Raw genomic sequence first — 21,065 nt, 5'->3', positions numbered from 1 at the left:
GGGGGCGGGCGAAGCGGGACTTGCAGAGGGGCCGAGTCAGACGGCCGGGCCTCGAGACGGTCCGGCTGCTGGCGGACGCGCTGCGGCTGGAGGGCCGCAGCCGGACGGACTTCGAGGAGGCCGCCCGTCGGCACCCGCTCGCCGATGAGCCGGCGGCCGTGGCGCCGGTCGCCCCGCCGGTGGCGCGCGGGGCCATCGTCGGCCGGGAGATGGAGGCCGAGGTGCTGTCCGACGCCTTCGCCGTGCACGGGGACCGGCTGGTCTCGCTGGTGGGGCTCGGCGGGGTCGGCAAGACCCGGCTCGCCCTGGAGGTGGCCCGCCGCCTGCACCTGGCCGCCTGCTGGTCGGTGCGCTGGGTGGACTGCGCCGGCGACCCGGCCCCCTGGCACGGTCGGATGGACGACATCGTCCGGGACATCGGCGACCGGCCCGCCCTGCTGGTGCTGGACGGCGCCGACGGCGGGGTGGACGCCGGCCGGCTGGACGGGCTGTTCCACCACTGCCCCGGGCTGCGGGTGCTGATCACCGCCCGGGAGGCCTGGCCGCTGCCCGGCGGGCAGGTCGTCCCGCTCGCGCCGCTGCCCGTACCGGCCCCCGAACTCGACGTCGAACCGGAGGCGTTGGCGCAGATCGGCGCCGTCCGGCTGCTGCTCTCGCACCTGCGCCGGCTGCGCCCCGGCTACACCCTGGAGCGCTCCGAGGCCCCCGCCGTGGCCGCGCTCTGCCGCCACCTGGACGGCCTGCCGGGGGCGTTGGAGCGCGCGGCGGGGTGGACGCTGGTGCTGTCCACCGCCCAGCTGCTGGCCCGGCTGTCGGCCGGCCCGTTCACGCTGGCGGCACCGCCGGTGGTGTACGGCACGCGCGGCGACGTCCGGGACGAGGTGGAGCCGGCGATCCAGCGGTTGACGGAGCGCCAGCGGGCCCTGCTGGACGTACTCGTGGACGAGCCCGGCGACTGGTCGGGGGAGGACGCGGTGGTCCGCAGCGGCTGGGCGCCGCAGACCTGCCTGGCGACGGTGCACGAACTGCTGTCGCGCGGACTGATCCGCAGCGTGCCCGCCCGCGACGGGGTGCGCTTCACGGTGCTCAACGTGTGCCGCCGCCTCCTCCGGGAGGACCCCGGGCACCGGTTCGCGCCGGCCGGGGACGTCCAGCTGCTCGCCGTCGCGGGCTGACCACACGGCGGCCGGCCGGGTGTCGATACTGCCGCATCTTGCCCGCATCTTGCCGCACGAGCTGCCGGTCGCCGGGCCCGATCGTTCCTAGCGTTCTCCGTAGGGCTGGACCGCCGCGGAATACGCGCCGGAATTCCCGGGCCGCCGGCTGGGGCGTCGGCGGAATTCCATCGAGGATCGCTACCGACGAGGGCTGGATTGTGGAGCACGGAAATGCAAGAGAGAGCAGACTGGACGTCGTCGTGACGACGACGGCCTCGGATTCGCACACCTGGAACCTGGTGTTCCTGCAACTGCTGCTGGAGGAAATGGGCCACCGGGTGACGAACCTGGGCGCGTGCGTCCCCGACGCCCTGCTGCTCTCCGAATGCCGCCGGATCGAACCGGACCTGATCGTGGTCAGCAGCGTCAACGGGCACGGCTACCAGGAAGGGCTGCGGGTGATCCCGGCCCTGCGCGCCTGCCCGGAACTGCGGCGCACCCCGACGGTCATCGGCGGCAAGCTCGGCATCGCCGGAACCGACGACCCCGACCGCGAGCGCACGCTGCTGGCGGCCGGCTTCGACCGGGTCTTCGAGGAGGACTCCGCGGTGGCCGGGTTCCGCGAGTTCGTCGACGGGCTGCACTCCCGGGTCCTGCTGTGACGAGCTTCGGCGCGTTCGTGGCGCAGGCCGCGGAGGCCGGCGCACTGGTGGTCCAGCCCCGGATGGGGATGGCGCAGGCGGCCCGGATGCGGGAGGGCCTGCTCGCCACCCGGGCGGCGGCCGCCGTCACCGTCGGCACCATCACCCTGGACAGCTACACCCGCACCGGCGACCTCGATGCCGCGCGGCGGGCCCTGGCCGCCGGGGCCGGCCTCAACGGCTACCCGATCGCCACCCACCCGGTCGACGTCACCCGGGCGGTCCTGGCCGGGGTGGCGGACGCGGGCTTCCCGGTACAGGTCCGGCACGGCTCGGCCGCGCCGGAGCACATCATCGGGGCGCTGCTGGCGGCCGGCCTGGACGCCACCGAGGGCGGACCGGTCTCCTACTGCCTGCCGTACGGCCGCACCCCGCTGCACGAGGCGGTGGCTCGCTGGCAGCGCAGCTGCGAACTACTGTCGTCCATACGGGAGTTCGGTGCGGATCCGCATCTGGAGACCTTCGGTGGCTGCATGATGGGCCAGCTCTGCCCGCCCTCGCTGCTGATCGCCATCAGCGTCCTGGAGGCGCTGTTCTTCCGCCAGCACGGGCTGCGCAGCATCTCGCTCAGCTACGCCCAGCAAGCCAACGCCCGCCAGGACGAGGAGGCGCTGGCCGCGCTCGGCCGGATCGCGGGCGAACTGCTCGCGGACGTCGACCACCACCTCGTGGTGTACGCGTACATGGGCGTGTACCCGCGCTCGCCCGGCGGCGCCCTGCTGCTGCTGGAGGACGCCGCGCGGCTCGCGGTGCGCGGCGGCGCCGCCCGGCTGATCGTCAAGACCACGGCCGAGGCGCACCGCATCCCGACCGTCGCCGAGAACGTCCGGGCGCTGGAGGCCGCCGCCGCGGCCGCCACGGCGGAACGCGCCCGCCCCCGGCCCGCCGCCCCGCCGGACACCGGGATCGAGGCCGAGGCCAGGGCGCTGATCGGCGCGGTGCTCGACCTGGACGCCGACCTCGGGCGGGCCCTGGTGCGGGCGTTCGCGGCCGGGTACCTGGACGTGCCGTACTGCCTGCACCCCGACAACGCCGGGCGGACGCGCAGCTCGCTCGGCCCGGACGGGCGGCTGCTGTGGTCCGCCGTCGGCTCGATGCCGATCGCCGGGCTCGCCGAGGGCGGCCGCGCGCCGATCCTCGGCTCGGCCGGGCTGCTGGCCGCGCTCTCCCAGGTCCAGCAGCGCTACGACGACCGGGCCGGGCGCTCGCCCGCACCCGCACTCCGGGGGCTGCCCGCCGCGCGGTGAGACGCCCGGTGAGGCGCCCGCTGAGACGTCCGCTGAGACGTCCGGTGAAACGCCCGGTGAAACGCCCGCTGAGAAACCACGCTCCACGCTCCACGAGAGAACGAGAGAAGAGGACCCCGACCATGCCCGACACCACGCCCCTGCCGCCGACCGACCCGGGCCGGCACCTGACCGCGCCGGCCACCCGCAGCGCGCTCCGGATCCAGCAGCACCTGCTCACCGCGGCCCGCGAGTTCCTGCGCGGCCGGGGCTTCACCGAACTGCTGCCGCCGATCATCGGCCCGGTCACCGATCCCGGTGCGCGCGGCTCCAAGCAGGTGGACATCGACTTCTACGGCCACCGCTACAAGCTGATGACCAGCGCGATCCTGTACAAGCAGGCCTCGCTGCTCGCCTTCGACAAGATCTTCTGCATCGCCCCGAACGTCCGTCTGGAACCGCTGGAGACCGCCGGGACGAACCGGCACCTGGCCGAGTTCCACCAGCTGGACGTGGAGGTCGCCGGGGCGAGCCGGGACGACGTCGTCCAGCTGGCCGAGGACCTGGTGGTGCACATGGTCGACAGCACCGTCCGCGCGCTGCCCAAGGAGTTCGCCGAACTCGGCCGGGACCCGCAGGCCTTCGCCGAACTGCTGCAGGGCTCCTTCGGCCGCATCCGGCACGCGGAGGCGGTCGCCGAACTCCAGGGCATCGGGCACCCGCAGAGCCCCGAGGCCGAACTCGACTGGGAGGGCGAGGCGTTGCTGTCGGCCCGGCGGGACCGGCCGTTCTTCGTCACCGACTACCCGAAGGGCTCGCGCGGCTTCTACGACCGCGAGCACCCCGACGACCCGGGCCTGCTGCGGAACTTCGACCTGCTGGCGCCCGAGGGCTACGGCGAACTGTGCAGCGGCAGCCAGCGCACCAACGACTACGCGGAGATCGTCACCCGGATGCGGGAGACCGGCGAGAACCCGCAGAAGTACCGCTGGTACCTGGACCTGGTGCGCGAGGGCGTGCCGGCCAGCGCGGGCTTCGGCATCGGGGTCGAGCGGCTCACCCGGTACGTCGCCGGGCTGGACGCCGTCTGGCAGGCCAGCGCCTTCCCGAAGATCGCCGGGGTGGTGTCCCCGTGAGCGACCTCAGCGCGCCGGGATTCCCGGAGGAGGAGGTCCGGCACCGGGCCCGCGCCGGGGCCGCCGCCGCCTTCCCGCCCGCCGAGGAGTACGGACACGTGCTGTTCGGCGCCGGCCAGTCGGGCGCGGCGGACCGGGCGGCGCCGCCGGACGCCCTGGACGCGCTGCGGATCGTCCCGCCGCTGTTCCTGCCGCAGCGGCTGGCCAAGCTGATCGACCTCGGCCGCGAGCCCGACTACCGGGACGTCGAACTCGCCACCGTCATCGGCGGGTTCGCCTCCGCGCTGCCGGTGTACGTCTCCGCGACCGGCTCCACCCGGGCCGCCGGCGGTGACCTCGGGCTGGCGCTGAGCCGGCAGGCCGGGGCACTCGGCATCCCGATGGTGATCGGCGAGACCGTGGTGCCGGTCAACGGCTACGGCCGGCTCGGCGAGGCGGCCGACCGCACGCTGCTCGGCCGGCTGCGCGCCTACACCGAAGAACTTCCGGACGGCCTCGGCGGCGTGGCCGTCCAGCAGAGCACCGAGGACGCCGACGCCGAGGTGTGGAACCTCGTCCACAGCGACCCGGCCGCCCTGCCGCTGCTGGAATCCGGGCGGCTGGCCTTCGAGTTGAAGGTCGGCCAGGGCGCCAAACCGGGCCTGGGCGGCATGACGGTGCTGGAGGCCGAGGCCGCCGCCGCGCTGGGCGACCGCTTCGGGCTGGACCCGTTGTTCGGCGACGGGCGGGTGCTGCGCGCCGCCACCCCGGGCACCTTCACCGCGGAGATCCTGCGCCAGCAGATCCGGCTGATGCGCAACAACTACCCGCGGGTGCGGATCTGGGTGAAGCTCTACCCCGGCCGGGACGTGGCCGAGGCCGCCCGGGTGGCGCACGAGGCCGGGGCGGACGCCGTCGTGGTGGACGGCGCCGAAGGCGGAACCGGCTGGGCGCCCGGGGTGTTCCTGCCGCACGTCGGACTGCCGCTCGCGGAGTGCCTGCGCCGGCTGGCGGTCGCGCCGCCGCCCTCGCTGCTGGTCTCCGGGCGGATCTGGGAAGGCGCCAGAGCGGTCAAGAGCCTGGCCTCGGGGGCCCGTGCGGTGGGCCTCGGGCGGGCGGCGCTGATCGCCGTGGCGGAGGACCGGGAATCCGGGCTCCGCCGTTTCGTGGACTGTCTGGCGCTGGAACTCCGACTGCTGATCAGCGCGCTCGGAAAGTACGCTCCGCAGGCCCTGGACCGGGAGGACGTCTGGTCCCCCGAGGAATGCGGAATCACCGCCGGCCGGTAGCCCCGGCCTGCCCGGGTCGATTCCTGCGGCATGCCCGGAAAGCGGCAGCGGAAAACTGCCGATTTCCTTCCTCCTTTCCTGCCGATAGGGCCGTCGAATTCCCCCTATCGTCGAACTCGTCGCCGATTCATCTCACTTCTGGGGCTGGATGATGTCCTCTCGCGGTTTTCCTACTGAGAATGCTGCGCCCGAAAGCACGGCGCCCGAAATCACGGTGCCTGAAATAACGGTGTCCGCTTTCGAGCCGCCCGCTTTCGAGCCGCCCGCTTTCGAGCCGTTCGCCTCCGCCGTCCGCCGCTTTCCGGAGCGGCCGGCCGTCCGCACCGGCGGCCGGACCGTCAGCTACCGGGAGCTGGACGGCCTGACCGCCGCGCTCGCCGCCCGGCTCGCCCCCGGGGGGACGGTCGCCGTCACCGGCCGCGACCGGCTGGACCACGTGGTCGCGCTGCTGGCGGTCCTGCGGGCCGGCGCCACCTACCTGCCGCTGGACCGGGAGGCCCCGGAGGAGCGCAACCGCTGGATCACCGAGGACGCCGGGGCCTCCCTCGCCCTCGGCGGCGAGGAGCTCACCGAGCTCAGCGAGCTCAGCGACGGTGCCGCAGCGGGTGCCGGTGCGGGCTACGTCATCTACACCTCCGGCACCACCGGCCGCCCGAAGGGCGTGCACGTCCCGCTCGCCGCGCTGACCGGCCACCTGGCCGCCGCCGTCCGGACCTTCGGCCTGACCGAGCAGGACGTGGTGCTGCAGTTCGCCCGTCCGACGGTGGACGTGGCCGTGGAGCAGGTCCTCGGCGCGCTGTCCGCCGGGGCCTGCCTGGTCCTCCCGGAGCACCAACTCCTCTCCCCGGCCGAACTGCTGGACCTGCTGGACGCCGAGGGCGTCACCGTCGCCAACCTGGCCGCCGGCTACTTCCAGGACGTGGTGGCGGCCCTGGGCGGCCGGGTGCCGCGCACCCTGCGGCTGATGATCTCGGGCAGCGACAAGCTGGAGCCCGCCACCGCGGCCGCCTGGTGGGCCGCGACCGGGGTGCCGCTGCTGAACGCGTACGGACCGACCGAGACCGTGGTCACCGCCACCACCCACCGGCTCGCGGGCGAGCAGCCCGAGGCGGGTGTGCCGATCGGGACCGCGCTCGGCGGGCGGCGGCTCTACGTGCTCGACGAGCGGCTGCGTCCGGTGCCGCCCGGCACGGCCGGCGAACTGTACGTCGGCGGGCCGCTGCTGGCCTCCGGCTACCTCGGCCGCCCGGGCCTGACCGCCGACCGCTTCGTCGCGGACCCGTTCGTGGCCCCGCTCGCAGACCCGCCCGCGGACCCGGGCGGGCCGGCGCCCGCAGCGCCGAGCGGCGCTCCCGGCGCGCGGATGTACCGCACCGGCGACGTGGTGCGCCGCACGACCGAGGACGGCCCGCTGGAGTTCGTCGGCCGCAGCGACCACCAGGTGAAGGTCCGCGGCTTCCGGGTCGAGCCGGGCGAGATCGAGCAGGTGCTGGCCGGGTACCCGGGCGTCACCGGCTGCGTGGTGGTGGCGCGCGAGGGCCGGCTGGCCGGCTACCTGACCGGCGCCGCGCCGCAGTACGCCGAGGCGCGGGCCTGGCTGGCCGAGCGGCTGCCCGAGCACATGATCCCGGCGACGCTCACCGCGCTGGACGCCTTCCCGCTGACCGGCGGCGGCAAGGTGGACCGCCAGGCCCTGCCCGAGCCGCAGGCAGCCCCCGAGGGCCAGCCGACCGGCCGCCCGCCGCGCACGCCCGCCGAGCAGCTGATCGCGGCGGTCTGGGCGGACGTGCTCGGGGTGCCCGAGGTCGGGGCGGACGACAACTTCTTCCACCTGGGCGGCGATTCGCTGACGGCCGTGCGCGTGGTGGGCCGGGTCTTCGACGTCTTCGGCATGGTGTCCCCGTACACCATCTTCGACGCGCCGACGCTGGCGGAGTTCGCCGCCGCGGTGACCGCCGCCTCCGGCGGTGAGCGCCCGGCGCTGGTCCGCTCGGGCGCCACCGAGGCCCCGCTGTCCAAGTTCCAGCGCGGCCTCTGGTTCCTCGACCAGTGGAACCCGGACGCGCCGACCTACGTGGTGCCCTGGGTGTTCCGGTTCGCCGGGCCGGTCGACCCCGAGCTGCTGCGCCAGGCGCTGGCCGGGGTGGTGGCGCGGCACGAGAGCCTGCGGACGACCTTCGAGCTCGCCGAGGACGGCCCGCGCCAGGTCGTCCACCCGGCCGTGGAGCTGCCGTTCACGCTCACCGAGACCACCGCCGACCAGGTGGACGACCTGGTGGCCGAGGCCGCGCTGGAGCCCTTCGACCTGGAGGCCGGGCCGCTGGTGCGGGCGCGGGTCTTCCGGGCCGCCGGCGCGACCACGCTGCTGCTGCTCTTCCACCACATCGTCTGGGACGAGGGCTCGCTGCCGGTGCTGGAGGCCGAACTCCAGGAGCTGTACGCCGCGGCGGCCGAGGGGCGCCCGGCCGAGCTGCCGGAACTCGCCGTCCAGTACGGCGACTACGCGGCCTGGCAGTACCAGGACGACACCGCCGAGCGGCAACTCGACTACTGGCGCGAGCAGTTGGTCGACGCGCCGTACGCCGACGCGCTGGCGCCGGACCACCCCCGCCCCGAGGAGCAGGCCTTCCGTGGCGCGTTCCACCGCTTCGCGATGGCGGATCCGGTGGCCGGGGCCGTCCGGGCACTCGCCCGCAGCGAGGACGCCACCCCGTTCATGGTGCTGCTCGCCGGGCTGGCGCTCACCCTGCACCGCCGCTCCGGGCAGCGCGACCTGGTGCTCGGCTCGCCGGTGAACGTCCGTGGCCGGGCCGAACTCGACGGCCTGATCGGCTACTTCGTCAACCTGCTGCCGCTGCGCCTGAAGGTCGAGGAGGGCGTCTCCTTCCGCGAGCTGGTCCGGCACGTGCGCGAGGTGTCGATCGCCGGCTACCGGCACCAGGAGGTGCCCTTCGACGACATCGCGAACGCGGTGGTGGAGGAGCGCCCCGAGGACCGCAACCCGCTGTGCCAGGTGCTGCTGGAGCTGCACCCGCTGGACACCCGCCCGCTGACCGTCGGCGGCTGCGAGGTCACCCGCGAACTGCACTCCAACCCCGTCTCCCGCTTCGACCTGTCCGTCTCGGTGGACGACCGCGGCACCGGCTTCACCGGCCGCTTCGAGTACGACAGCGACCTCTTCGAGGCCTCCACCATGGCCGGCCTGTGCGAGCAGTGGCTGGGCACCCTGGCCGCCGCCCTGGAGGTGCCGGGGCACGCCCTGTTCGAGGCGCAGGCCGCCCGGGCCCCGCAGGCCACCGCCCTGATCTCCGGTGAACGTACCGTCCCGTACGGCGAGTTGAACGCCGCAGCGAACCGGCTGGCCCGCCACCTGGTGGGCCTCGGCATCGGCCGCGGCGACACCGTCGCCGTACTCGCCGAGCGCGGGCCGGAGATGGTCACCGCGCTGCTGGCCGCGCTCAAGACCGGCGCCGCCTACACCCTGCTCGACCCGGACTTCCCGGCCGAGCGGCTGGCCGGCGCGGTCGCCGACACCGGCGCCGCCACGGTGATCACCCACGGCCACGCCACCGTGCCGTTCGCCGTCCGGCGCCAGGTGGACCTGGACGCCGCGGCCGCCGAACTGGCCCGGTACGCGGCGCACGACCTCGGCCTGCCGGTCGACGGCGGCGACCTCGCCTGCGTGATGTTCACCTCCGGCTCCACCGGCCGCCCCAAGGGCGCGGCCGTCCCGCACCGCGCGCTCACCACCACCTACCTCGGCCAGGACTACGCCCGCTTCGGCCCGGACGAGGTCTGGCTGCAGTGCTCGCCGGTCTCCTGGGACGCCTTCGCGCTGGAGCTCTACGGCGCGCTCTGCTTCGGCGGAGCGTGCGTCCTGCAGCCCGGCCAGCGCCCCGACCCGCAGGCCATCGCCGAGCTGACCCGCCGCCACGGCGTCACCGAACTCCAGCTCTCCGCCAGCCTGTTCAACTTCCTGCTGGAGGAGCTCCCGGAGACCTACGACGGCCTCAAGCTGGCCATCACCGCCGGCGAGCGGGCCTCCGTCACCCATGTGGCCAAGGCCCTGGAGGCCTACCCCGGCCTGGTGGTCGCCAACGGCTACGGCCCGGTCGAGAGCCTCGGCCTGACCACCTGCCACCAGGTCGGCCCGGAGGACGTCACCGGCAGCTCCGTCCCGATCGGCGTCGCGCTGAACGGCAAGGGCATCCTCGTCCTGGACGAGCTGCTGCGCCCCGTCGAGCCCGGCGTGACCGGCGAGCTGTACGCCTCCGGCGGCGGTCTCGCCTACGGCTACCTCGGCCGGCCCGGCCTCACCGCCGAGCGCTTCGTCGCCTCCCCGTTCGGCGCCCCCGGCGAGCGCATCTACCGCACCGGGGACCTCGGCTACGTCAGTGCCGGGGGCCTGCTGGAGGTCACCGGCCGGATCGACGACCAGGTCAAGATCCGCGGCTTCCGGGTCGAGCCCGGCGAGATCGAGGACGCGCTCACCCGGCACCCCGCCGTCCAGGAGGCCGCCGTCACCGTCCACGAACCCGCCCCGGGAGACCACCGCCTGGCCGCCTACGTCACCGTCGGGGCCGACGCGCCGGACCCGGAGGTGCTCCTCGACCACCTGGCCGGCCTGCTGCCCGAGCACATGGTGCCCGCCACCCTGGACGTCCTGGACGCCCTGCCGCTCAACCACAACGGCAAGGTCGACCGGAAGGCGCTGCCCGCCCCCGCCGGGCGCCGGGCCGCCGCCCGCGACCCGCTGACCGAAGCCGAACGGCTGGTCGCCGAGGCCATGTGCGAGGTCCTCGATCTCACCGAGGTCGGCCGGGAGGACAACTTCTTCCGGATCGGCGGCAACTCGCTGGCCGCCGTCCGGGTCGCGATGCGGCTGTCCCGGGAGACCGGCACCCGCGTCCCCCCGCAACTGGTGTTCCGGGCCAGGACCGTGAGCGCCATCGCCGAACGGCTGGCCGCCCGATGACGGGCCGCACCGCACACGAAGGGAACGAGGCCGTGAGCCCGTCCGACCACCCGGCGCGCACCGCGCCCGCCTCGGGGCTGCAACGCGGCCTCTGGTTCCTCGACCGCCTCGATCCGCGGCAGGTCACCTACTGCACGCCCTGGACGGTCGACGTCACCGGCCCGCTCGACCTCCCGCTGCTCCAACGCGCGCTGGACGCCCTGGTGGCCCGGCACGAGGTGCTGCGCACCACCTTCGCGCTGCACCCCGACGGCCCGCGCCAGCAGGTCCACCACACCCTCGCACTGCCGCTCGCGGTGACCGACCTGCGCCCGCAGGGCGGCCCCGAGCAGGCCGGACACCTGGAGGAACTGCTCACCGCCCGCTGCGCCGAACCCTTCGACCTGGCGGCCGGCCCGCTGCTGCGCGCCGAGGCCTTCCAACTGGCGGACGAGCGCACCACGCTGCTGTTCACCGTCCACCACATCATCTGGGACGGCTGGTCCGCCGAGGTCTTCGAGCGTGAACTCGCCGACCTGTACGGCGCTGCGGTGCAGGGCCGGCCCGCCGAACTGCCGGAACTGACCGTGCAGTACGCCGACTACGCGGTGGAGGAGCTCGACACCTCCTTCGAGGAGCACCTGACCTACTGGAAGGAGCAGCTGCACGGCGCACCCGCCCTGCTGGAGCTGCCCACCGACCGGCCCCGGCCCGCCGAGCGCGGCGCGGCGGGACGGACCGAGGAGTTCGGGCTCGCCCCCGGCACGGCGGCGAAGGTGCGCGCCCTGGCCGAGGCGGAGGGCGTCACCCCCTTCACCGTCCAACTGGCCGCCTTCGCCCTGCTGCTGAACCGCTGGACCGGCGCCGACGACCTGGTGATCGGCACCCCGGTCACCACCCGCAACCGGCCCGAACTGGAGCACCTGCTCGGCTACTTCGTCAACCTGCTGCCGCTGCGCCTGCGGCTCGCGCCCGGGCTGAGCTTCCGCGCCCTGCTGGAGCACGTCCAGGACGTCGCCTTCGAGGCCTACGGCTACCTCGACGTGCCCTTCGACCAGCTGGTCGACCAGCTCGGCACCGCCCGCATCGCGCAGCACCCGCCGCTGGTCCAGGTGGTGTTCGGCGCCCACGGCGAGGACCGCACCCCGCTGGTGCTCGGCCCGGCCACCGCCGAGAGCCGGGTGCGCTCCAACGGCACCAGCAAGTTCGACCTCACCTGGTCCGTCTTCGACAGCAGCGGGACGGGCAGCGGGGCCGGCGGCGGGACGGGCGGCCCCGGCGGCTCCGGCGGCGAACTGCGCGGCGAGGCCGAGTACCGCAGCGAGCTGTTCGACGCCGGGACGGTGCGCCGGCTGGCCGCCGACTACGGCGCCCTGCTCACCGCGGCCCTGGACGACCCCGACGCCACCGTGCTGCGGCTGACCGGCCGCACCGCCGCGGCCGAGGCCGTCCGGGCCACCGACACCCCCGGCCACTGCCTGCACCGGCTGTTCGAGCAGGCCGTCGACGCCCACCCCGACCGGCCCGCCGTCAGCGACTCCGGCCACACCCTGAGCTACGCCGAACTCGACCGCCGGGCCAACCGCCTGGCCCACGCCCTGCGCGCCCGCGGGGCCGGCCCCGGCGACCGCGTCGGCATGCTGCTGGACCGCACGGCCGACGTCCTGGTCACCGTCCTCGGCGTGCTCAAGACCGGCGCCGCGTACGTGCCCGTCGACCTCGCCGCCCCCGCCGACCGCGCCGCGCTCGTCTTCGCCGACGCCGACGTCACCCTCGTCGTCACCGACCGCCCGGACCGGGCCCCCGAAGGCCCCTGGCAGGCCTACGACCTGACCGCCGAGGCCGCCGACCTGGCCGCCCGGCCGGACCACCGCCCGCCGGCCGCCGGGCGCCCCGGCGACGTCGCCTACATCATCTTCACCTCCGGCTCCACCGGCCGCCCCAAGGGCGTCGCCGTCGCCCACGAGCACGTCAGCCGGCTCATGGCGGACGGCGCGGAGCACTTCGGCTTCGGCCCGGAGGAGACCTGGACGCTCTTCCACAGCTACGCCTTCGACTGGACGGTCTGGGAGATGTGGGGCGCCCTGCTGCACGGTGCCCGCCTGGTCGTCGTCCCCTACGTCACCAGCCGCTCGCCGGAGGAGTTCGCCGAACTGCTGGAGCAGGAGCGGGTCTCCTTCCTCTGCCTCACCCCCTCGGCGCTGCGCCAGCTGGAGCCCGTGCTGCGGCGCGGCCCGCGCGACCTGTCCGCGCTGAAGTGGATCATGCTCGGCGGGGAGGCGCTGGACCCGGGCGTCGTCCAGCGCTGGTTCGAACTCGACCCGCCGCCCCCGGCCCGGCTCTGCAACCTGTACGGCATCACCGAGACCACCGTCCACGTCACCACCCACGACCTGGCCGGCAGCGCCGGCTTCGAGCGCAGCCTGATCGGCGCGCCCATGCCGCACCTCACCGCCCAGGTCCTGGACGACTGGCTGCGCCCGGTGCCGCCCGGCGCGGCCGGCGAGCTGTACATCGGCGGCGGCAGCCTCGCCCACGGCTACTGGGGCCGCCCCGGCCTCACCGCGGGCCGCTTCGTCGCCGACCCCTACGGCCCGCCCGGCGCGCGGCTCTACCGCACCGGCGACGTCGCCCGCCGCCTGCCCGACGGCGGCCTGGAGTACATCGGACGCGCCGACTTCCAGGTCAAGCTGCGCGGCTTCCGGATCGAGCTCGGCGAGATCGAGAACGCGCTCGCCGCCCACCCGGACGTCGACGCCTGCGTCGTCACCGTGCACGACGACCGGCTCGCCGCGTACGTCACCGGGCGCGAGCCCGCCGACGTGCGCGCCTTCCTCGGCCGCTCGCTGCCCCCGTACATGGTCCCGGCCAGCTTCACCGTCCTGGAATCGCTGCCGCTCACCGTCAACGGCAAGGTGGACCGCGCCGCGCTGCCCGCCCCCGGCCAGCGCAGCACGGCCACCGGAGGCCGCCACGTCGAGCCGCGCACCCCGGAGGAGGAGGCCTTCGCCGCCGTCTGGACGGAGGTCCTCGGAGTGGACGGCATCGGCGTCCACGACGACTTCTTCCACCTCGGCGGCGACTCCATCCGGGCCGTCCAGCTCGCCGGCGCGCTGCACGAGCGCGGCTGGGGGGTGAGCCTGCGGGACGTCTTCAACGCCCCCACGGTCGCCGCCCTGCTGCCGCTGGCCGAGCCCGTCGCCGAAGACCCGGCCGACCACGAGCCCTTCGCCCTGATCACCCCGGAGGACCGCGAGGACCTGCCGCCCGGCCTCGCCGACGCCTACCCGATGGTCTCCATGCAGCTCTCCATGGTCTTCCACATGGAGATCGCCGGCGGCACCGACAGCTACCACAACGTCAACTCCTACCGGATCTCGGGCGACCTCGACGAACAGGCCTTCCGCCGCTCGGTCGCCGAGGCCATGGAACGCCACGCGGTGCTGCGCACCGGCCTCGACCTGTCCGGCTACGGCGAACCGCTCCAGCTCGTGTACGGGCGGCTGCCCGCGCCCGTCGAGTTCACCGACCTGCGCGGCGAGCCCGACCAGGACACGGCGGTCCGCGAGGTGTTCGACACCCACCGGTGGACGCCCTTCGACCTCGCCACCCCGCCGCTGTTCCGGATCACCGTGCAGCGCCTCGCCGAGGACGCCTTCCAGCTCACCATCTCCGAGCACCACGCCATCCTCGACGGCTGGAGCTTCACCTCGCTGTTCACCGAGATCCTGGAACGCCACACCGCCCTGGCCGCCGACCCGCTCGGCGCCCCCACCCCACCGCCGCGCACCGCCTTCCGCGACTTCGTGGCCGTCGAACGGCAGGCCGCCGGGGACGAGCGCTCGCTCGCGTACTGGCGCGACCGGCTGTCCGGCGTCAGCGGCCAGCTGTTCCCCGGCAGCGAGGACGTGCACGAGGCGCCGCGCACCGTCGAGCGGGTGCTGCCCGAGGCGCCCGAGCAGCTGCGGCAGGTCGCCGACGCACTCGCGGTGCCCCTCAAGTCGGTCGCGCTCGCGGCCCACCTGCACGCCCTCGCCGCCATCACCGGGCGACGGCGCGTCACCACCGGCCTCGCCGTGAACGGCCGGCTGGAACGGCTCGGCGGCACCGAGGTGTACGGGCTGTTCCTCAACACCGTCCCGCTGAGCTGCGAGCCCACCGGCGACCTGCTCGCCCTGGTGCGCGAGGTGCACCGGGAGGAACTGGACATGATGCCGCACCGCCGGGTGCCCTTCGCCCGGCTCGCCCGGCTGATGACCGACACCGCGCTGGACAGCCAGTTCGGCTACCTGCGCTTCCACGCCCTGGGCCAGCTCAGCTCAGCCCGCATCGTGGACGGCCGGATCGGCTGCGAGCCGACCCTGCGCCACGAACCCAACAGCTTCGCGTTCGGCGCCTCGCTGATCCAGGACCCGGTCTCGCAGCGCGTGCTGCTCGCCGTGGACCACCAGCGCTCCCTGGTCACCGACACCACCGCCGAGCAGTTCATCGACACCTACACGGCAGCCCTGCACGCCATGGCCGCCTCCGTCCGAGAGTCCTGAGGGAACCGTCATGACCGACCTCCTGCACCGCCTGCGCGATGCCGTCGCCGCCCACCCCGAGCGCACCGCCGTCCTCGCCGGAACGGCCCGCCTGGACTTCGCCGAACTCGACCTGCGCACCGCCGCGCTGGCCCGCGCCCTGCGCGCCCACGGCGTCGGCCGCGGCGACCGGGTCGGCGTCCACCTCGCCCGCACCGCCGACCTGCCGGTCGCCCTGCTCGCCGTCTGGCGGGCCGGCGCCGCCTACGTCCCGCTCGACCCGGCCTACCCCGCCGAGCGGCTGGCCTTCATGGCCGCCGACGCGCGGCTCGCGGCCCTGATCAGTGCGGACGGCCTCCCGGCGGCCCAGGGAGTGCCGGTCCTGCGCCCGGACGCCGCCGGGCCGGACGCTGTCGCCGACGGCTCGGACCTGCCGGAGGCGGCCGACCCGCTCGACCCCGCCTACGTCATCTACACCTCCGGCTCCACCGGGCTCCCCAAGGGCGTCGAGGTGCCGCGCGGCGCCGTCGCCGCCCTGGTGGAGGCACTGGAGGCCACCGGCGCCTACCGCGCCGAGCCCGGGGTGGTCGGCTGGAACGCCAGCGTCTCCTTCGACGCCTCCGTCCAGCAGTGGGCCCGGATCTGCCGCGGCGACACCGTCCTGGTCATCGGCGACGAAGACCGCGCCGACCCGGCCCGGGTGGCCGCCCTGCTGGCCGAGCACGCCGTCACCGACCTCGACCTGACCCCCTCGCACTGGGAGCTGCTGCGCGAGCCGCTCACCGGCGCCCGGGTGCCGCGGCTGTTCATGGGCGGCGAGCCCGTCCCCGAGCACACCTGGCGGGAGCTCGCCGACGGCGGCATCGACGCGCTCAACCTGTACGGGCCCACCGAATGCACCGTCGACGCCGTCACCGCGCCGATCAGCGGCCCCGGTCCGCACCTGGGAGAGCCGCTGCCCGGCGTGCGCCTCCACCTGCTGGACGAGAAGCTCGCCCCGGTCGCCGACGGCCTCGTCGGCGAGCTGTACCTCGCCGGGCCCGGGCTCGCCCACGGCTACCCGGGCCGCCCCGGGCTGACCGCCGGACGCTTCGTCGCCGACCCGACCACCCCCGGCGAGAGGATGTACCGCACCGGCGACCAGGCCCGGCGAGGCGAAGGCGGCCGACTGGAGTACATCGGCCGGGTCGACCGCCAGGTCAAGCTGCGCGGCTACCGGATCGAGCTCGGCGAGGTCGAACACGCGCTGGCCCGGCTGGACGGCATCCAGGCCGCCGCCGTCACCGTCCACGAGCCCGCCCCCGGCGACCGCCGGCTCATCGGCTACGTCACCGGCGCCGCCACCGCCGCCGAACTGACCGAGCGCCTGCGGGCCACCCTGCCCGCACACCTGGTGCCCTCGGCGATCACCGTGCTGGACGCCATGCCGCTCACCCCGAACGGCAAGGTCGACCACGCGGCCCTGCCCGCCCCCGCGGCGCAGCCCGCCCCCGCGGCCGAGGAGACGCCCGCCGAGGGCGCCGACGGGCTGGCGGAGCAGGTCGCCGAGGTCTGGCGCACCGTGCTCGGCCTGACCGGCGTCACGCCCACCGACGACTTCTTCTCGCTCGGCGGCCACTCGCTCGCCGCGCTGCGCGTCGTCCACCTGCTGCGCCGCCGGCTCGGCATCGAGCTCCAGCTGCGCCACCTGCTGGACTCGGCCGACCTGGCCGCCTTCACCGCCACCGTCGGGAAGGCCGTCGAGGCCGGCACCGCCGCCCCCCGGCCCGCCCTGACCGCCCGCTCCCGGGTCAGCGGCGCATGACCACCGCCACGCGGGTGCGCCCCCGCGTCGAGGGGGACTGGCTGCTCGTCCCCGCGCCCCAACCGCACCGCCCGTTCCGGCTGTTCTGCTTCCCGCACGCAGGGGGCGACGCCACCGCCTACACCCCGCTCGCCCGCGCCCTCGCCCCGACCGCCGAGGTCTGGGCCGTGCGTCCGCCCGCCCGCGGCGGCCGCCTCGGCCACCCGATGCCCGCGAGCTTCGACCTGCTCGTCGACGCCGTCGTGGACGCCCTCACCCCGCACCTGACGGGCCGGTTCGGCTTCTACGGGCAGAGCTTCGGCGCCCTGCTCGGCTACGAGGTCGCCCGGGCGCTGCCCGCCGAGCGGCGGCCCGAACTCGTGGTCGCCGCCTCCGCCTCGCCGCCCGCCACCTGGGCCGGCCGGGACCGCCCGCAGCACACCGCCGACGACCTGCTGCGCCTCGCCGGCATGGGTGAACTCATCGAGGGCGACCAGGAGTTGAAGGAGCACGCGCTCCAGGGCATCCGTACCGACCTGGCCGTGGTCGCCACCTACCGCCCCCGCCCGCACCCGCCGATCGGCTCCGACCTGCACACCGTCGCCGGCGCCGACGACCCGATGCTCGCCTCCGCCGGACTCCAGGGCTGGGCCGTCCACACCCGCGGCGCCAGCGGCCACCACATCGTCCCCGGCGGCCACCTGCTCGCCACCGTCGACGGGCCCGGCCCGGTCGACCTGCTGACCTCCCTCATCGAGCGACCGGGCCCGGGCCACCGGGCCGGCGCCGCCGCCGACCAGTCCACGACGGAGTAGCCATGCTGACCACCACCCCGGTCGACCTCACCGACCCGGACCTGTGGGCCCGCCCCGACACCCCCGCCCTGGTCGCGGAGCTGCGCCGGGAGGCCTCCGTCCACCGCACCGACACCGTCGACGACGGGCCGATCTGGTCGGTGCTCTCCTACCGGCACTCCGCGGAGGTGCTGCGCAACGCCACGCTCTACAGCTCCGAGCAGGGCTCGCTGCTCGGCGCCGGCGAAGGCAACGTCCCGGTCGGATCCGGCCGGATGATGGCCCTCACCGACCCGCCCCGGCACCGCGAACTCCGCGCGCCCGCCAACCCGTTCTTCGCCCCCGGCCCGGTGCGCGGAGCATCCCGCGGCATCACCGAACTCGCCGCCTCGATCGTCGACCGGGCCGTCGAACTGGGCGAGGTCGACCTCGTCGACGCCGTCTCCGCCCTGCCGCTGTCCGTCATGTGCGACCTCCTGGACGTCCCCGAGAAGGACCGCGAGATGGTCGAGCGGGTCTGCGACGTCGCCTTCCTCGGCCGCACCCCCGAGGAGCGCCGGGCCGGCCACCAGCAGCTCATCCCCTACCTGCTGCACCAGGTGATGCTGCGCCGCACCGACCCGCGCGACGACCTGATCAGCAAGATGGCCACCTACCGGGTCGGCGGCAAGCTGCTGCCGATCGAGGACGTCGTCCTCAACCTGGACAACATCGTGGTCGGCGGCGTCCAGACCGTCCGCCACACCGCGGCCATGGGCCTGCACACCCTCGTCCAGCACCCGGAACTGTGGCGGCAGTTGCAGCGGGGCGAGGTCGGCATGGACTCGGCGCTGGACGAACTCCTGCGCTGGACGTCCGTCGGGCTGCACACCCTGCGCACCGCGAGCCGCGACACCGAGCTCGACGGCCGCACCATCCGGCGCGGCGACCGGGTCGCGGTCTGGGTGTGGTCCGCCAACCGCGACCCGGAGGCCTTCGACCGACCCGAGGAGATCCTGCTCGACCGCGCCCCCAACAAGCACCTCGCCCTCGGCCTCGGCGCCCACTACTGCATCGGCGCGCCGCTGGCCAAGGCCGAACTCGGCGCCCTGTTCACGGCGATGCTGGAGCGCGTCGCCGAGATCGAACCGACCGGGCCGGTCGTCCACAACCGCTCGATCATCAACTTCGGCCTGGACCACTTCCCGGTGCGCCTCACCCCGCGCTGAACCGGCCCGCCTCACCCCGCGCTGAACCTGCCCGCCGCGGACCGCCGACGGGGGCCGAGTCGAACTGCCGCGTTCCTGCCGCGACTCCTGCCGTTGCGCCCCCCGGCCCGCCCCTACCTTCGAAGCAACCCAAGGAGGACACCATGAGCAACCCGTTCGAGGACGACAACGCCGGCTACCTGGTGCTGGTCAACGACGAGAACCAGCACTCGCTGTGGCCGGTCTGGATCGACGTGCCGGCCGGCTGGACCACCGTCCACGGCGAGGACACCCGCCAGGGCTGCCTCGACCACATCGAGGCCAACTGGACCGACATCCGGCCCGCCAGCCTGACCGCCTCCCTCGCCCGGCAGTGAGCGCGACCATGCTGACCTGGGAACTGAACCCCGGCCGCCCGGCCCTCGCCCACGCCCCGCGCACCGCCGACATCGGCGAGGCCGGCGCGTGGCTGCGCGAGAACGAGACCGAGCTCACCGAAGCCCTCCACCGGCACGGCACGATCTTCCTGCGAGGCCTGCCGGTCGCGAGCACCGAGGACGTCGCCGCCGTGCGCGACGTCCTCATCCCCGAGCGCACCCCCTACCGGGAGAAGGCCACCCCGCGCAGCGACTACGGCAACGGCGTCTTCTCCTCCACCGACCTGCCGTCGCCCCAGCCGATCCGGATGCACAACGAGAACAGCTACACCCTCACCTTCCCGGGCCGGCTGCTCTTCGCCTGCCTGACCGCCCCCGAGGAGGGCGGCGCCACCCCGACCGCCGACTGCCGCCAGGTGCTCGACCACCTGCCCGCCCACCTGGTCGAGCGGATGCGGACGTCCGGCTGGACACTCACCCGCAACTACTCGGACTACGTCTCCCTCGGCTGGCGCACCGCCTTCGCCACCGAGGACCGGGCCGCGGTCGAGGCCTACTGCCGGGAGAACGGCATCACCTGGGAGTGGCTGCCGGACGGCAACCTGCGCACCGGCCAGCTGCGCCCCGGCACCATCCACCACCCGGCGACCGGCGAGGAGGTCTGGTTCAACCACCTCGCCTTCTGGAGCGAGTGGTCGCTCGACCCGGACATCCGCGAGGCGATGACCGACGAGTTCGGCCCGGACGGCTTCCCGTTCAACACCGGCTTCGGGGACGGCGAACCGCTGGAGCGCGCCGACGTCGACGCCCTCAACGAGGCGTACCACGCCGCGACCGTGCGCGAGCGCTGGCAGGTCGGCGACGTGATGCTGGTCGACAACGTGCTGTGCGCGCACGGCCGGGACCCGTACCGCGGCGACCGCAGGATCGCCGTCGCGATGGGGCAGCCCCTGGACGTCCTGGACTGCCGGCCCAGCGTCCGGCCCACCCTGGCCTCCGCCTGACCGCTGGTTTCGAACACCCCGTGCCGTGACGTGAGTAGAGGAAGCACCGTGATCCCGGTTTCGTACGCACAGCAGCGTCTCTGGCTGATCGACCAGATCGAGGGGCCGACCGCGCTGTACAACCTTCCGTTCGCCCTGCGCCTGCGCGGCGAGCTCGACACCGCCGCGCTGCGCGCCGCGACGGTGGACGTGGTCGCCCGGCACGAGGCCCTGCGTACGGTGTTCCCGGTGGACGGGGGAGTCCCGGTGCAGCAGATCCTGCCGGCCGAGGAGGCGCAGCCGCGCTTCCTGGTCGTGGACTGCGCACCGGACGACTACCCCGCCCGCCGGGACGCGGCCTCCGCCGAGACCTTCGAGCTGAGCCGCGAACTGCCCATCCGGGTCACGGTGTTCACTCTCGCTCCGACCGAGCACGTGCTGCTCGTCGTCCTGCACCACATCGCCGGCGACGGCTGGTCGCTCGGCCCGCTGCTGCGCGACCTCGCCACCGCCTACCGGGCCCGGCTCGCCAGCCGCGCCCCCGACTGGGAGCCGCTGCCCGTCCAGTACGCCGACTACGCGCTCTGGCAGCGCGACCTGCTCGGCGACGAGCGCGACCCCGAGAGCCTGCTCGCCCGCCAACTCGACCACTGGCGAACCGCCCTGGCCGGACTCCCGGAGGAACTGGAGCTGCCGACGGACCGCCCCCGACCGCCCACCCCCACCGGCGCCGCCGACTCCGTCGACCTCGCCTGGGACGCCGACCTGCACACCGCCCTGCTCGGCCTCGCCCGGACGCACCGCACCACCCTGTTCACCGTCCTCCAGGCCGGCCTGGCCGCACTGTTCACCAGGCTCGGCGCCGGCACCGACATCCCGCTCGGCACCGGCCGCCCCGGGCCCCCCCAGCAGCCGCTGCTCCACTTGCGGGGCGTCATGGACTAATCGCAGGTGGTGGCCGCGCTCACCTCCGGCC

At 74.7% G+C, this 21,065-nt stretch carries 13 protein-coding genes; all 13 read left to right on the top strand.

Annotated features, from left to right (window positions below):
- Positions 1-1,175: XRE family transcriptional regulator (locus tag ACFV6I_RS14325; RefSeq protein WP_380425383.1), on the top strand; the 1,175-nt coding region annotated here is incomplete at its 5' end.
- A gap of 242 nt (positions 1,176-1,417) precedes the next feature.
- On the top strand, positions 1,418-1,819 hold the full coding sequence (locus tag ACFV6I_RS14320; protein WP_380343369.1) for a cobalamin B12-binding domain-containing protein: 402 nt from the start codon (positions 1,418-1,420) through the stop codon (positions 1,817-1,819).
- The gene (locus ACFV6I_RS14315; protein ID WP_380425381.1) at positions 1,816-3,105 is read left to right on the top strand and encodes a methylaspartate mutase; all 1,290 of its coding nucleotides are present in this window, start codon (positions 1,816-1,818) and stop codon (positions 3,103-3,105) included. Before ACFV6I_RS14320 ends, ACFV6I_RS14315 begins: the two co-directional genes overlap by 4 nt.
- 122 nt (positions 3,106-3,227) lie before the next feature.
- Positions 3,228-4,220: an asparagine synthetase A gene (locus ACFV6I_RS14310; protein ID WP_380376833.1), complete on the top strand. Its 993-nt coding sequence runs from the start codon at positions 3,228-3,230 to the stop codon at positions 4,218-4,220.
- Positions 4,217-5,488 carry a glutamate synthase-related protein gene (locus ACFV6I_RS14305; RefSeq protein ID WP_380425378.1) on the top strand — a complete coding sequence of 424 codons (1,272 nt, stop codon included), beginning with the start codon at positions 4,217-4,219 and terminating at the stop codon, positions 5,486-5,488. Before ACFV6I_RS14310 ends, ACFV6I_RS14305 begins: the two co-directional genes overlap by 4 nt.
- A 229-nt stretch (positions 5,489-5,717) precedes the next feature.
- Positions 5,718-10,463, top strand: a complete 4,746-nt coding sequence (locus ACFV6I_RS14300) for an amino acid adenylation domain-containing protein (RefSeq protein WP_380425376.1) — start codon at positions 5,718-5,720, stop codon at positions 10,461-10,463.
- A 32-nt stretch (positions 10,464-10,495) separates the two neighbouring features.
- Entirely contained in the window at positions 10,496-14,986 is a 4,491-nt protein-coding gene (locus ACFV6I_RS14295; RefSeq protein ID WP_380425373.1) for an amino acid adenylation domain-containing protein, read from the top strand.
- Positions 14,987-14,996: 10 nt separating this feature from the next.
- Positions 14,997-16,769, top strand: coding sequence for a non-ribosomal peptide synthetase (locus tag ACFV6I_RS14290; protein ID WP_380425371.1), 1,773 nt, complete (start codon positions 14,997-14,999; stop codon positions 16,767-16,769).
- A complete protein-coding gene (locus ACFV6I_RS14285) occupies positions 16,766-17,563 on the top strand; it encodes a thioesterase II family protein (RefSeq protein WP_380376821.1) in 798 nt (265 codons plus the stop codon). Before ACFV6I_RS14290 ends, ACFV6I_RS14285 begins: the two co-directional genes overlap by 4 nt.
- A gap of 2 nt (positions 17,564-17,565) precedes the next feature.
- Positions 17,566-18,750, top strand: coding sequence for a cytochrome P450 (locus ACFV6I_RS14280; RefSeq protein ID WP_363370834.1), 1,185 nt, complete (start codon positions 17,566-17,568; stop codon positions 18,748-18,750).
- 143 nt (positions 18,751-18,893) lie between these two features.
- Entirely contained in the window at positions 18,894-19,106 is a 213-nt protein-coding gene (locus ACFV6I_RS14275; protein ID WP_063350320.1) for an MbtH family protein, read from the top strand.
- Positions 19,107-19,114: 8 nt separating this feature from the next.
- Complete coding sequence (locus tag ACFV6I_RS14270) at positions 19,115-20,110, top strand: TauD/TfdA family dioxygenase (protein WP_380425367.1); 996 nt, start codon at positions 19,115-19,117, stop codon at positions 20,108-20,110.
- Between the two features lie 48 nt (positions 20,111-20,158).
- Positions 20,159-21,034: a condensation domain-containing protein gene (locus tag ACFV6I_RS14265; protein WP_380425364.1), complete on the top strand. Its 876-nt coding sequence runs from the start codon at positions 20,159-20,161 to the stop codon at positions 21,032-21,034.
- The last annotated feature ends 31 nt before the right edge of the window (positions 21,035-21,065 follow it).

It is taken from the genome of Kitasatospora sp. NPDC059803 (genome assembly GCF_042732255.1).
Taxonomy (GTDB): Bacteria; Actinomycetota; Actinomycetes; order Streptomycetales; family Streptomycetaceae; genus Kitasatospora.
This window is presented reverse-complemented; position numbering and strand designations above follow the sequence as displayed.

What these genes read in the sequence shown, in the direction of transcription:
- ACFV6I_RS14310 (WP_380376833.1), top strand. Translation starts at nt 3,228, where the DNA reads ATGCCCGACACCACGCCCCTGCCGCCGACCGACCCGGGCCGGCACCTG.
- ACFV6I_RS14290 (WP_380425371.1), top strand. Translation starts at nt 14,997, where the DNA reads ATGACCGACCTCCTGCACCGCCTGCGCGATGCCGTCGCCGCCCACCCC.
- ACFV6I_RS14285 (WP_380376821.1), top strand. Translation starts at nt 16,766, where the DNA reads ATGACCACCGCCACGCGGGTGCGCCCCCGCGTCGAGGGGGACTGGCTG.
- ACFV6I_RS14280 (WP_363370834.1), top strand. Translation starts at nt 17,566, where the DNA reads ATGCTGACCACCACCCCGGTCGACCTCACCGACCCGGACCTGTGGGCC.
- ACFV6I_RS14275 (WP_063350320.1), top strand. Translation starts at nt 18,894, where the DNA reads ATGAGCAACCCGTTCGAGGACGACAACGCCGGCTACCTGGTGCTGGTC.
- ACFV6I_RS14270 (WP_380425367.1), top strand. Translation starts at nt 19,115, where the DNA reads ATGCTGACCTGGGAACTGAACCCCGGCCGCCCGGCCCTCGCCCACGCC.